The sequence below is a fragment of the Kangiella sp. M94 genome (genome assembly GCF_054926195.1).
In genome coordinates this window covers 2,559,028-2,571,364 of sequence record NZ_CM142903.1, presented here as the reverse complement: position 1 = coordinate 2,571,364, position 12,337 = coordinate 2,559,028, and the positions used below count along the sequence as shown (strand labels likewise).

The 12,337-nt window shown below is 44.1% G+C and carries 13 protein-coding genes; 7 read left to right on the top strand and 6 right to left on the bottom strand.

Going from position 1 to position 12,337, the window contains the following annotated elements:
* Window positions 1–23: 23 nt before the first annotated feature.
* The gene (locus ACYTXU_RS11915) at window positions 24–611 is read left to right on the top strand and encodes a uracil-DNA glycosylase family protein (protein ID WP_462207006.1); all 588 of its coding nucleotides are present in this window, start codon (window positions 24–26) and stop codon (window positions 609–611) included.
* Here ACYTXU_RS11915 and ACYTXU_RS11910 read toward each other — a convergent pair.
* On the bottom strand, window positions 600–1,154 hold the full coding sequence (locus tag ACYTXU_RS11910; protein WP_462207005.1) for a DUF1415 domain-containing protein: 555 nt from the start codon (window positions 1,152–1,154) through the stop codon (window positions 600–602). The two genes, ACYTXU_RS11915 and ACYTXU_RS11910, sit on opposite strands and share 12 nt — an antisense overlap.
* Before the next feature lie 585 nt (window positions 1,155–1,739).
* Window positions 1,740–2,075, bottom strand: a complete 336-nt coding sequence (locus ACYTXU_RS11905) for a DUF3703 domain-containing protein (protein ID WP_462207004.1) — start codon at window positions 2,073–2,075, stop codon at window positions 1,740–1,742.
* A gap of 162 nt (window positions 2,076–2,237) precedes the next feature.
* Between ACYTXU_RS11905 and ACYTXU_RS11900 the strand changes: the two genes are divergently transcribed.
* The 6 genes from ACYTXU_RS11900 to ACYTXU_RS11875 all read left to right on the top strand — a co-directional run bounded on the left by ACYTXU_RS11900 (window position 2,238) and on the right by ACYTXU_RS11875 (window position 7,431).
* Complete coding sequence (locus ACYTXU_RS11900; protein ID WP_462207003.1) at window positions 2,238–4,742, top strand: efflux RND transporter permease subunit; 2,505 nt, start codon at window positions 2,238–2,240, stop codon at window positions 4,740–4,742.
* A gap of 30 nt (window positions 4,743–4,772) precedes the next feature.
* Complete coding sequence (locus ACYTXU_RS11895) at window positions 4,773–5,558, top strand: outer membrane lipoprotein-sorting protein (RefSeq protein ID WP_462207002.1); 786 nt, start codon at window positions 4,773–4,775, stop codon at window positions 5,556–5,558.
* Window positions 5,559–5,593: 35 nt separating this feature from the next.
* Window positions 5,594–6,202 carry a TetR/AcrR family transcriptional regulator gene (locus tag ACYTXU_RS11890; RefSeq protein ID WP_462207001.1) on the top strand — a complete coding sequence of 203 codons (609 nt, stop codon included), beginning with the start codon at window positions 5,594–5,596 and terminating at the stop codon, window positions 6,200–6,202.
* Window position 6,203: 1 nt separating this feature from the next.
* Window positions 6,204–6,515, top strand: coding sequence for a hypothetical protein (locus ACYTXU_RS11885; RefSeq protein ID WP_462207000.1), 312 nt, complete (start codon window positions 6,204–6,206; stop codon window positions 6,513–6,515).
* A 138-nt stretch (window positions 6,516–6,653) separates the two neighbouring features.
* Window positions 6,654–7,049: a hypothetical protein gene (locus ACYTXU_RS11880; protein ID WP_462206999.1), complete on the top strand. Its 396-nt coding sequence runs from the start codon at window positions 6,654–6,656 to the stop codon at window positions 7,047–7,049.
* Window positions 7,042–7,431 (top strand): hypothetical protein, encoded by a 390-nt coding sequence (locus ACYTXU_RS11875; RefSeq protein WP_462206998.1) that lies wholly within the window; start codon window positions 7,042–7,044, stop codon window positions 7,429–7,431. The genes ACYTXU_RS11880 and ACYTXU_RS11875 overlap by 8 nt, the downstream gene beginning before the upstream one ends.
* An 85-nt stretch (window positions 7,432–7,516) precedes the next feature.
* On the opposite strand, the gene ACYTXU_RS11870 is transcribed toward ACYTXU_RS11875, so the two are convergent.
* From ACYTXU_RS11870 to ACYTXU_RS11855, 4 genes are read right to left on the bottom strand one after another with little or no spacing between them, the layout of a single operon-like run.
* The gene (locus ACYTXU_RS11870; protein WP_462206997.1) at window positions 7,517–9,058 is read right to left on the bottom strand and encodes an FGGY-family carbohydrate kinase; all 1,542 of its coding nucleotides are present in this window, start codon (window positions 9,056–9,058) and stop codon (window positions 7,517–7,519) included.
* The gene (prlC, locus tag ACYTXU_RS11865; protein ID WP_462206996.1) at window positions 9,058–11,103 is read right to left on the bottom strand and encodes an oligopeptidase A; all 2,046 of its coding nucleotides are present in this window, start codon (window positions 11,101–11,103) and stop codon (window positions 9,058–9,060) included. Before prlC ends, ACYTXU_RS11870 begins: the two co-directional genes overlap by 1 nt.
* The gene (locus tag ACYTXU_RS11860) at window positions 11,096–11,908 is read right to left on the bottom strand and encodes a glycosyltransferase family 2 protein (RefSeq protein ID WP_462206995.1); all 813 of its coding nucleotides are present in this window, start codon (window positions 11,906–11,908) and stop codon (window positions 11,096–11,098) included. The genes prlC and ACYTXU_RS11860 overlap by 8 nt, the downstream gene beginning before the upstream one ends.
* A gap of 26 nt (window positions 11,909–11,934) precedes the next feature.
* A complete protein-coding gene (locus ACYTXU_RS11855; RefSeq protein ID WP_462206994.1) occupies window positions 11,935–12,333 on the bottom strand; it encodes an adenylyltransferase/cytidyltransferase family protein in 399 nt (132 codons plus the stop codon).
* Between the last annotated feature and the right edge of the window lie 4 nt (window positions 12,334–12,337).

Genomic DNA, 12,337 nt, shown 5'->3' with positions numbered 1-12,337 from the left:
TAGAACCAAGTCATTAAAGGATTATGAAAAAAGACCAGCTACTGTTTAAAGAAGTTAAAGCCTGCACCATTTGTCAGGATTTGCCGCTAGGCCCGAATCCCATTCTGCAGTTCAGTACCGATGCTAAAATATTAGTAGCAGGCCAGGCCCCCGGACAAATCACCCACCACAAGGGACGACCCTTTGACGATGCCAGCGGTGATCGGCTACGCGATTGGCTAGGCATTGACCGTGAGACTTTCTATGATCCGCAACAGTTAGCAGTGGTGCCGATGGGCTTCTGTTATCCGGGCAAAGGCAAATCCGGTGATCTGGCCCCGAAAGCAATCTGTGCAGAAACCTGGCGCAATAAAATTCTTAAAGTGTTGCCAAACATAGAACTGACATTAGTTATCGGTAAGTACGCCATGGACTGGCATCTACCCAATCGACAGGAAAAGAATCTCACCGAAACCGTCAAGAACTGGCGTCATTATTTAAACTTTGAACAGCCGGTTCTGCCATTACCACATCCCAGCCCACGCAATAATATCTGGCTGAAGAAAAACCCCTGGTTTGAGGAAGAGTTACTGCCTAAATTAAGGCAGCGAGTGAGCGAATTATTGCTTTAAACTGTTGTGTAGAATTTCCTTGAAGATGGCATCGCCCTTTTCTCGAGCTAACTCGACATTGCGCTCAGGTATTGAATCGGGATCGTCGACAAATTCAAGCGCTTTTTCGATGCTGGCTTCACGCAATAAATGCAGCATGGGGTAGGGCGAACGATTGGTGTAATTGGCTGGGTCATTCTTCAATTGGCCGTCAAAACAGTAATCAGGATGGAAACTGGCTAACTGAAAAACACCTTCCAGGTCTTGCATAGCCATTAATTCATTGGCCATATCCAGCAAATCCAGATAATCCTCAAAATCAGCAAAACCCTGCGGCAGGATCAGTAAAGTGGTTTCAATCGAACTATCCTTCTCAAGTTCCGCGACTGCCGCCATTAAATCCTCTAATGCTGTTTCGATCTCGTCAGCTTCAGACACCCAATATCGAATAGACTGACGCACAAACTCACGTTTAGCAAAAGGACAAAAATTGAAACCAATGACCGTGTGCTCCAGCCAGTAGCGAGTGGCTTTTATAACTGAAGTGTTAGAAGGTTGATGCATAATAAATTGGGTTTTGAGAAAGTCGGCTAATGATAGCAGAGTTGGTAGGAATTAATTACATTTGTAAAGGAATTAGGTAAGGTCACTGGATTATGAAATACAGGGATGTATTTCACCTAAGGCCAGCTTCGCTGTTCAAAATCGTTCCCGACGATTTTGTCCGCGGTAAGTGACTGAAGGAAATGCCCCAGGTACCGCGGAATGACAAGAAATATAAAGGTAGAGGAATATGGTTTTATTATGCCATTAATAATATGAACGGTTATTGATGACGAATATATTTACTCTCTGGTTAGCACCAAAAAACCCCTTTTGATTGAGCTGAGTAGTAGGCAAGGCATAGCAATTCAAATCTGTGACTGAAAGGAATCCCTTTAGGGAGATGATTTGAATAGTAAAATTCGGGCCAAGGATGGAACGTATTTTACGGTGCGTTAAATGACTTGGCGGATACGAAGGCAGTTGAGCGAAGCGAAACCTCAATCACGGGGTGGTCTTCTTTTGGTTACTTTTCTTGACCACGCAAGAAAAGTAACTCGCTGAGTAGCGAAAAATATAGTTAAGCGACATACAGAAACTAGAACATTACTCAAAATAAACCCTTAAATCCTCTGGAATCGGCATGGGCTTAAAGGGTGAAACATTGGCGCCACCGGTATTGCCAACCGGGTATTTGCCGATTAATGAACCGGCTGAACCAATGATCCTAATGATTTGTCCAGCGGTTTCGCGCAGATCAAGGCGGTTAACGCCGACCCGAAACATCCACCAATGACTTTTTACATGGCGTCCATAAAAGGGCTGGCTGAGGATGTGGGCGCGTTCAAAGTGATAAAAGGCTTTATCAAATTTACCCTTTGAAAATAATAACTTACCTTTGTTTAACTCATTGGCGAATGCCATTTTAAGAGATTGTGACATGCTTGGTATTCCTTCAATAAACAGGTCGATTTATCGGTTCTGACGAATTGACAGACTAGTTGGTCTGTAGTTAAATAGCAAGCCTCTTAATGTAAATATTCAACAAAATGGCGTTGCTGGCATCAGAACTTCATTTTGTTCAATTATCAGTCAGGATCGACTATGCCGGAAAACAATACTGTTAAATTTGGCCGATTTATCATCAATCACCCTTGGCTCATTATTTTCCTATCGTTGCTGTTAGTGGTAGCAACCACCTTCGGCGCCCGCTTTTTAGAGATTAAAACCGATTATCGCGTCTTTTTCGCTGAAGATAATCCTCAATTAATGGCGTTTGAGGATATTCAGGATACCTACGATAAAGCCGACAATGTTATGTTCGTGATCACGCCCAAAGAGGGCACTGTGTTTGATCACGATACACTGAAAAGCATTCATTGGCTCACAGAACAGGGCTGGCAAATCCCCTATACCACCCGCGTGGATTCGATAACTAACTATCAGCATACCTGGGTTACACCCGAGGATGAGGATTACATGTTGGTTGGCGCGCTGTTGTGTATTCCGGATAAGTCAGCGGACTTTGATAGTGAATGTGAGCACGAAGCTGTTACCGAGGAGATGATCGATAATCTCAGCGATGCTGAAATTGATCGTTTGCGCGACATTGTGCTTAATGAACCACAGTTGCTGAATCGAGTGATTAATCCTGAGGAAACGGTTACGGCAGTCAATGTGACCTTACAGTTGCCACAGGATCCTGATTTAGAGGGTTTGGAAGGCAAAGCCTGGAAGGAAAAGAAGACTGAGATCCTGACTGCGGTGACCAAGGTTGCCAATCAGGCTAGAGCCTTACAAAGCGAATTGATGGAGCGTAATCCTAATCTGGAAATACGCTTGACCGGTGTGGTCATGATGAATGACGCTTTTGCCGAAACTGGTAAAAGTGACATGATGACTTTAACGCCAATCATGCTGTTCCTGGTTATTCCGCTCGCTTTGTATTTCATGATTCGAAGCACCAGCGGTACCTTAGGTAGCGTCTTTATCATTATCTTCTCTATTCTTGGTTCCATGGGTGCCGCTGGCTGGTTGGGCATTCCATTAACGGCGCCCATGTTTTCGGTACCGACGGTGGTGGCGACCATGGCGGTGGCCGACTCGGTGCATCTGCTGGTCACCTTCCTGCATAACATGCGGCATGGCATGAATAAACATGACGCTATGGTTGAAAGTATTCGCATCAATATGATGCCGATCTTTCTGACCAGTATTACCACTGTAATTGGCTTCTTAACTCTCAACTTTAGTGAAGTGCCACCGTTGCGCGATATGGGTAATACGGTTGCTGTCGGTGTGACGCTGGCTTTCATTTATTCGGTCACTTTCTTGCCAGCAGTCATGATGCTATTGCCCGTAAAAGTCAAACAGATTGAAAGCAGAAGCCATCGTTGGATGGATAGCTTTGGTAACTTTGTCGTTGCCAAACGCAAAATGCTATTGCCCGTTATGGCGGTAGTCAGTATCGCCATCATTGCCTTCATTCCGAAAAATGAACTGAACGATGAGTTTGTTAAGTACTTCGATGAAACCATCGACTTCCGTGTGGACTCCGACTATACGGCGGAGAACCTGACCGGGCTTTACACCGCTTTTTACGGCATTACCACCGACCAGGGTAGCGGCATTCATGAGCCGGAGTTTATGGCGTTACTGGAAGATTTTGTTGAGTATGCCGAACAGCAACCGGAAGTGTTGCATGTACAAAGCTATACCGATGTGATGAGGCGTCTTAACAAAAGTATGAATGGAGATCGTGAAGAATGTTATGCCTTACCCAAGCCATCGTTAGATGAAGGCTGTAATGCGATCCTGTTAGAGGATGATGAAGGTGTCGAGCTAGATACCCTGGTTAGAGAGTTAACTGCGCAATATACCCTGATTTATCAAACCTCACTGCCGCGTGGCATGGATATTAACAATCAGGTCAATAGTGACAAGTCAGGCACCCGTGTTCAATTATCACTGGAGAATTTATCCAGTGTACAGGTCCTTGAACTCGAAGATCGTTTTGCTCAATGGTTTGAAGATAATGCACCGCATTTAGATGTTTCGGCTTCAAGTCCGGCGATCATGTTCGCGCACATCGGGCAAAATAATATTTATTCGATGCTTAAAGGCACAGCATGGGCATTGGTACTGATTTCCTTACTGCTTATCTTTGCACTGAGGTCCTTGAAGCTAGGCTTGTTGAGCTTGATTCCAAACATAGTGCCGATGGCGGTAGCCTTTGGTGTTTGGGCAATGTTCCAGGGACAAATCGGTATGGGGCTTTCGGTGGTGACCGGCATGACCTTAGGCATCGTGGTCGATGATACGGTACACTTCTTAAGTAAGTATCTTCGCGCCCGACGTGAAAAGGGGTTGGATAAAGAAGCTGCGGTAAAATACGCCTTCCATACCGTCGGAATGGCATTAACCGTGACTACCATTGTGTTAGTTGCAGGCTTCCTGGTGTTAGGCATGTCGCATTATGTGATGAACAGCCATATGGGTATTTTGACCGCGATAACATTAGCATCTGCACTGATTATTGATTTCTTGTTGTTGCCACCATTATTAATGCTCGGCAGCAAAAAACAGACTACAGCAAAGACCGCAGAATAGATCTCTGCAAAAACGAATTAGGAGAAATTCATGAAACGAATAATGATAGCTTTGGCACTGTTAGCAACCAGCACCGGCTTTGTCGCTAATGCTGAAACACCCGAGGAAAAAGGCTTGGCCATTGCGAAAGAAGCCAAAGCGCGCAATACCGGCTGGGGTGATAGCCAGGCGGAAATGACCATGATTCTACGCGACAAAGGCGGCAACGAATCGGAACGCATCGTTAAGGTTAAGAATCTGGAAATTAAAGATGATGGCGATAAAGGCTTGAGTGTCTTTGAACAGCCGCGAGATGTTGAAGGTACGGCTTTTTTAACGTATTCGCATATTCATGGTAATGATGACCAATGGTTATACTTGCCAGCGCTTAAGCGTGTAAAACGCATTTCATCATCGAATAAATCCGGTCCGTGGATGGGCAGTGAATTTGCCTATGAAGACCTGTCGTCGTTCGAAGTAGAAAAATATAATTATAAGTTTTTACGTGGTGATGAGCTGAACGGCGAGAAGATGTTTGTCGTGGAAATGGTGCCGGATTATAGCAATTCAGGTTATAACAAAACCATTGCCTGGATTGATCAGGAGCATTATCGAGTGCATCGCATTGAATTCTTCGATCAAAAAGATGATAAGCTAAAAGAGCTTAACATGTCTGAATTTAAACAGTACCTGGACAAATACTGGCGCGCCCATCGTCAGGAAATGAAGAATGTACAAACAGGTAAAAGCACCACTATTATCTGGAAAGACTATGAGTTTAACGTGGGCTTAAATGAAGATGACTTCAACAAAAGTAGTCTGAAGCGCGCACGATAAATTGTAATCCACAGTGATGGTAACAAGGTAACCGAATGACCAAAACAGCAGTAAGAAACGCCGATGCAACGCGGCAGAATATTCTTGAAGTAGCCTTTGAAGAAATTCTCTTAAAGGGCTATCAGGGATTGCGCGTGGACGAGGTTTTAAAAAAAACCGGTTTCACCAAAGGTGCCTTTTACCATCACTTTAAAAGCAAGAAAGAACTCGGCCATGCCGTCATCGATGAAGTGCTCAACCCATGGATTCATGAGCGTTGGATCGAACCGTTAAAACAGATAAAAGATCCTATCAATGATCTGATTGGCATGATGAATGATGCCCGCGAAGAAATAAATATCAAAGAACTGCACACAGGTTGCCCTCTAAACAACCTGACTCAGGAAATGTCACCACTCGATGAATCTTTCCGTATTCGCATCGCCGCCATCTGGGAAATCTGGTACGAAGCGCTCGCTGAAACTTTTGAACGTGGCCAACAAGCCGGCCTCATTAAGCAAGACGTCAACCCACGCCATATCGCCCGCTTCCTTATCGCTACCATTGAAGGGATCATTGGCCAATGCAAATGCTACATGAACGACCAGGCTTTCGATGAAGCAGGGAAATGTTTACAGGATTATGTGAAGACGTTGAGAGCATAGCATGGAAGCATTACAGCCATTTTTAATAACGCCGGGATTAATAATTCTTGGTGGGATACTTGTAAAAATAACAACGAACTTACTAATAAACCATCTCGGTTATAAATATCCTGATATCCACAATAATTACTTTGATTCCAACATGCATAAGGAACGAGCAAGAATGGCAAATTTTATGTTGGAATTCGTACTGGCTGGAACATATAAAGAAGAGCTCAGCAAGGAAGATTATAAATATGTTACCAGAGTGAAAATTGCATTAGGTTTATTGCTAATTTTTATAATAATAAGTATGTACAAAACGTTTGGCTAATTTACTCTGACACAATTAATTCCGATTGGCTTATGGGGTGGTATTAATACTTATAGTTACGTGTCTTCAAGACCGATAATAAAGACTGACAGGTTTGGATTATCCGGATGCACAGATTTTGCGCTGAAACTAGCTGAAATGGCTGTAGCTGCAGGGAAGTATGGAGCTTTTGATTTAGGAAGCAATATGATTAGTGAGGCATTTGAGGGTAGACCCAGAATAACAGATGTTAGTGGATTCAAAAATGAGTTGATAGCGGATGGGCAAAATGGTGATGTAGGGCGGCATATTTATGCGGCAGCAGGAGGAGAGATTATCGGGGTACCGTTGAGTTTTTATGGTAATATTCAAGATCTAGCTCAATATGTTGCCTCAGGTTTTCAAAGAGATCAGAGCTTGGCTGAAATTAAAGGTAATAATGCTGGGCAAAAAGTTGGCGAAATCATGAAAGAAGCAGCGCTAAATGACTGTAAAAGTCGAGGGGCGATTGCAAAACCCAATACTTTGATAAGGCAGATTTTGTGTAATGGCTAGAGTAAAAATGTTTTTGATATCTATATCAGTGCTGTTTCTCTCATCATGCTTTATGACGGGGGAAACGGTATTATTTTCAGTGCAAACGGGTAATAATTACCAAGTAGAAGTAATTTCTACAGGGAGCCTAAACTTATACTACATATACTTAGTTGTAAGAAATGATGAGGATGATGTAATTCTTAAAAAAGAATTACCAAGTCATGGTGAAGATTATCCTGAGGATCATTTGAAGAATATTAAGTCTTTAAGAGTGGTTGATAATAATGTAGAAGTTATTCTTTCCAAAAACGGAATATATGTTAGTTCTGGAAAAAATAATTTAATAGATGAAGAAATTATAATTAAGGATAATCTGAGGATCTCTTTTGTAGTGGAATGATAATATATTGTCCAATATTACTTTCCAGTCATAGAAACATTTTTTATAATTATGCTTGGAAGGTCAACTAAATAACGGAAGCTGTTTACCCCATCTTTCTCAACGACTGATAAATTGGTTTCAGTCGTTGATACATTTTCTTGTAAACCTTTTCGTAGAGTTCCTGATAGTGATCGACATTTTCTTTGATAGGCTCGAAGGTTTCGCCTTTGTGGCACATGGCTTTAACTGCGTCTTGGTAATTTTCAAATAGACCAATACCAACTGCGGCGTTGATGGCTGCGCCAAGCGCGGAAGTTTCGAAGGTGTGTGGTCGTGTCGCTGGCAGATTGAATATATCGGCAGTGAGCTGCATGGCGACATTGCTTTGCGAGCCGCCGCCGGAAACCATTAGTTGATCAATCGGATGTTTCGTTCTGAGTTGAATCGATTCTTTACCGTCTTTTAATCCATAAGCAATCCCTTCCAGAATCGCACGATAAACGTGAGCGCGAGTGTGGCCATCATGAAAACCGATAATAGCTCCACGTGCTTCCGGTCCCGGTACTTTGACGCCGGGTGACCAGTAGGGTTGCAGCATCAGACCATCCGAGCCGGGCGGTATTTGCGCGATGGCTTGATCAAGCAGCTGTTCGGCTGAAATACCCATCTCTACTGACAGATCCTGTTCGCGGTGGCCAAATTGTTCTTTGAACCAGCTGACCATCCAGTAGCCGCGGTAGATTTGATATTCAATGGTGTAGGCATCAGAAACGGTAGATGGATAAGGTGGAATGAAGCGTAAAGGCTCGATATAGCGATGACTGGTGACGTTAATGGTGGCGGTGGTGCCGTAGCTTAGACAGGCCTGGTGATCTTCGATACAGCCGCTGCCTAACACTTCGGTGGCTTTATCGGCACCGGAGGCAATAACCGGTAATCCTTGTGGCAGACCAGTAGATTCGCTGGCGGTTTGGCTGATTTGACCAATCAGTTCTCCGGGTTTTACTAGTTCTGGCAGCATTTCGAGTTCGATCGGAGCAATCTGCCACTTCCAGCTTTTCGGTTTTTCCCATCGGTGGTGCTTGTAATCAAAGGGAATGTAGCCGACCTGAGAAGCGGTGGAGTCTTTGAACTCGCCAGTCAGTTTATAATTGAGATAGCCCGACAGCATCAGATACTTGTCGGTTTTCTGCCAGATATCCGGCTGATGATGAGCAATCCAGGCGGCCTGGCAACGAGTCTGGAAGTTTTTAATGGTGTCGCTAACGCCGACCAGCTTGAACAGAAATGGCCAGATACCTTTTAAAGGCTTAATGGATTCCAGTTCACGTTGATCGGTCCAGATAATGGCAGGACGTAATGGCTCACCATCTTGATCAAGGTTAACAACCGTGTTGCGCAGAGTGGTAACGGATATAGCCTGAATGCTGGACAGGTTGACCTTGGGATCTTGCGCTAACTTTCGGCAAGCACGGCATAGGGTATTCCAGAAGACTTGCGGATCCTGTTCTGACCAACCTGGCTGATCGCTGTAATAATTCAGAGGGATTTGAACTTTGGCAACAATCTGACCCTGCAAATCAAACAGAATGGCACGCAGGCTTTGCGTACCATTGTCGATTGCGAGCAGGGTCTTATTGTCCATTAAATACCTATTCCTGAGTGCTTCAATAAAGGCTCAACCGAAGGTTCGCGCCCGCGGAAGGCTTTGAACAAATCGGCTGGCTCTTCGGAACCGCCTTTCTCCAGTATGTGGTGCAAGAAGTCCTGACCCACTTGTGGGTTGAAGATGCCTTCTTCTTCGAAGCGCGAGAAAGCATCGGCGGAAAGAACTTCTGCCCATTTATAACTATAGTACCCTGCCGCATAGCCACCTGCAAAGATATGACTGAAGCTATGCTGGAAGCGGTTAAAGGCTGGTGGCTTTATCACAGAAACCTGTCGGCGTACTTCATCCAATGCATGTTGAATCGGATTGTCCTGAGTTAAATCCAGTTTGGTATGGATTTTAAAATCGAACAGAGAAAATTCTAATTGACGCACCATTTGCATGGCAGATTGAAAGTTCTTGGCCGCCAACAGTTTTTCCAGTTTTTCGGACGGCAAAGGCTCACCGGTTTCATAATGCTTGGCAATTTTGTCGAGTCCTTCTTTAACCCAGCAGAAGTTCTCCAGGAACTGGCTAGGCAGTTCGACCGCATCCCACGGCACCCCATTGATGCCCGACACAGAAGCATAATCAATCTGGGTCAGCATATGATGCAGGCCATGACCAAATTCATGGAACAAAGTAGTCACTTCATCATGAGTAAAGAGTGCCGGTTTATTGCCAACAGGGCTGTTGAAGTTGCAGGTCAGGAAAGCAACCGGTTTTTGCACGCCGTCTGCAGTGCGACGACGGCCAATGCAGTCTGCCATCCAGGCACCGCCGCGTTTGTTCTTGCGCGCGTAAAGATCGAAGTAGAAGCTGGCAATATGCTGATTGTCGGCATTATAAATATCATAGAAGCGCACATCGGGGTGCCAGATATCCACATCATCGCGCTGTTCAAAGCGAATGTTGAACAATTGACCGGTAATTCCAAACAGGCCTTTGATGACTTTCGGCTCAGGGAACCAGGGGCGTAATTCTTCTTGCGAGATGCTGTATTTTTCCATACGCAGTTTTTCACTGTAATAGGCGACATCCCAAGCTTCCAGATTATCTACCCCGTGCTTGTCTTTAGCGAATTGTGACAGCTCGGCTAACTCGGCCTGCGCTTGCGGGTGTGATTTATCAGCGAGATCTTGTAGAAACTCAATCACCTGTGCTGGATCTTTGGCCATTTTAGTGGCCAGCGACAATTCAGCGTAGTTATCGAAATCTAATAGCTCCGCCAGCTCCTGACGCAAGGCTAAAATTTCCGGCATTAATCCAGAGTTATCAAACTCTCCTGCATTAGGGCCCTGGTCTGAGGCGCGCGTAGAAAAAGCGGTATAAACTTCTTTGCGCAACTCACGATCATTAGCATGCATCATGATGGGCAAATAAGAAGGAAAATCAAGCGTGATCCGATAGCCATCAACTTCTGCGGCTTTGGCGGTCTGTTGGGCAGCTTCAATAGCCGACTCAGGAAGCCCGTCTAAAGCAGAGGCATCAGGAAAGTCTTTGTGCCAGGCCATGGTCGCATCCAAGATGTTTTGTTCAAACTTCGAAGTCAGTTCGGAAAGACGCAATTGAATTTTGCCATAGCGCTGCTGCTTGTCTTTAGGCAAAGCAACACCGGACAATTTAAAGTCACGCAAGTCGTCTTTGAGAATCTTGCGCTGCACTTTATCAAGCTTTAAATCATCAGCTTTATCATTCAAATTATGAATGGTCTGATAGAGGCCTTTATGCTGGCCCATTTCTGTACCGTATTCGGATAACAAGGGTAAGCAACTGTTGTAAGCATCGCGAATTTCTGGCGAGTTTACGGTCGCCTGCATATGGCTAATCGGAGACCAGGCATGATCAAGACGATCGCCAATTTCTTCCATTGGCACCACAAAGTTTTGCCAGGTCACCGAGTCTTTATCAAGTGAATCGATAAGTTTATTAATTTGACGGCGACTGTCATCAATAATGGTTTTAATTGCCTCCTGCATATGCGAAGGCTGAATTTTAGAAAATGGCGGCAGGCCAGTGATATTAAGTAAAGGGTTAGTCATGTTTATCAACCTTTGGAGAATCTTTTTGCTCAGAGTGTGAATGAGAACGGTGATAAGAATACAGTTTGGATTCTTTTAAAAATGCATAATGGGCAGCGAGTTTTGCAAAGATAAAACCGCGCAAACCAGCGAAGCAATAGCGATATATAAGGTAAACGCGGATAAACTCTAATGGTGCTACCAGAAGAAGTTTTAAGCGAGAAGGTTTCTTGCCTTTGTTGAATTTTTCTTGGGCTTTTAATGTTGAATAGTATTCGTATTTTTTGCTTAAGGTTTCAATGTCTGCATAACCATAGTGCCTGAAGGCTGCCGAAGTATGTTTAATTTTTCCTTTTATCTCAGGACCTTCGTGTACCAGGTTATCTAGGTAATATTGAATATAATCTTTTTTAAATAGGCGGGTGTTGGTTGGCAAGCGAATAGAACGTGGGAAAAAGTGACCTAAAAATAAATCGTTACGACGGCATTTAAGCGCGACATATTCATTTTGCTGAATAAAACTCTTAATTGCGTGAATAAACTCTGCAGTCAATTCCTCGTCGGCATCGAGGTTGAGAACCCAATCATGTTTACATAGCGACATGGCATATTGCTTTTGTTTGGCATAACCTGGCCAGTCGTTATGAACAACTTTGGCTCCTAAGGACTCCGCGATTTGCTTGGTGTTATCGGTGCTACCACTATCCACCACAATGATTTCATCAAATGGTTGGCAGCTTTTGATGACACGAGCGATATGTTGCTCTTCATTCTGCGCAATAATGAATACACTGACTGGGATTTTGTCATTTATATTATGCTTCATAGTCTGGCCCATAGTGTGAGCATCCATTATTTATGAGGTGTGTGGCGCACCACTTCGATAATCTCAGTGGTGGAAATAGAGGGTGTTCGTGGCAGATACTTAACTTGGCAAAATTGTTTCATTTCATCAAATTTACCTTGCCAGTCGTCGCCCATCACCAGAAGGTCTGCGTTGTACTTTTGAATGTATTCAGCCTTTTTTTCCAGCGACTCTTCAACAAACGTAAAATCAACACAGGTTAATGCACTTAGAATATGCATGCGGTCTTCTTCCGAATAAACAGGATAGCGCCCTTTTTTTTCAAAATTCAACTGATCGGAGGAAACGCCTACATACAGTTCAGTACCCATGGCGCGTGCGCGCTCAAGAATATTAACGTGCCCAACGTGGAAAACATCAAAAGTACCAAAGGTGATGACGCGCATGGGT

Bases quoted from the DNA above. Each gene is read 5' to 3' on its own strand.
- ACYTXU_RS11895 (WP_462207002.1), top strand. From the start codon at position 4,773: ATGAAACGAATAATGATAGCTTTGGCACTGTTAGCAACCAGCACCGGC.
- prlC (WP_462206996.1), bottom strand. From the start codon at position 11,103: ATGACTAACCCTTTACTTAATATCACTGGCCTGCCGCCATTTTCTAAA.
- ACYTXU_RS11885 (WP_462207000.1), top strand. From the start codon at position 6,204: ATGGAAGCATTACAGCCATTTTTAATAACGCCGGGATTAATAATTCTT.
- ACYTXU_RS11910 (WP_462207005.1), bottom strand. From the start codon at position 1,154: ATGCATCAACCTTCTAACACTTCAGTTATAAAAGCCACTCGCTACTGG.
- ACYTXU_RS11855 (WP_462206994.1), bottom strand. From the start codon at position 12,333: ATGCGCGTCATCACCTTTGGTACTTTTGATGTTTTCCACGTTGGGCAC.
- ACYTXU_RS11860 (WP_462206995.1), bottom strand. From the start codon at position 11,908: ATGAAGCATAATATAAATGACAAAATCCCAGTCAGTGTATTCATTATT.
- ACYTXU_RS11880 (WP_462206999.1), top strand. From the start codon at position 6,654: ATGGCTGTAGCTGCAGGGAAGTATGGAGCTTTTGATTTAGGAAGCAAT.
- ACYTXU_RS11870 (WP_462206997.1), bottom strand. From the start codon at position 9,058: ATGGACAATAAGACCCTGCTCGCAATCGACAATGGTACGCAAAGCCTG.
- ACYTXU_RS11905 (WP_462207004.1), bottom strand. From the start codon at position 2,075: ATGTCACAATCTCTTAAAATGGCATTCGCCAATGAGTTAAACAAAGGT.
- ACYTXU_RS11900 (WP_462207003.1), top strand. From the start codon at position 2,238: ATGCCGGAAAACAATACTGTTAAATTTGGCCGATTTATCATCAATCAC.
- ACYTXU_RS11875 (WP_462206998.1), top strand. From the start codon at position 7,042: ATGGCTAGAGTAAAAATGTTTTTGATATCTATATCAGTGCTGTTTCTC.
- ACYTXU_RS11890 (WP_462207001.1), top strand. From the start codon at position 5,594: ATGACCAAAACAGCAGTAAGAAACGCCGATGCAACGCGGCAGAATATT.
- ACYTXU_RS11915 (WP_462207006.1), top strand. From the start codon at position 24: ATGAAAAAAGACCAGCTACTGTTTAAAGAAGTTAAAGCCTGCACCATT.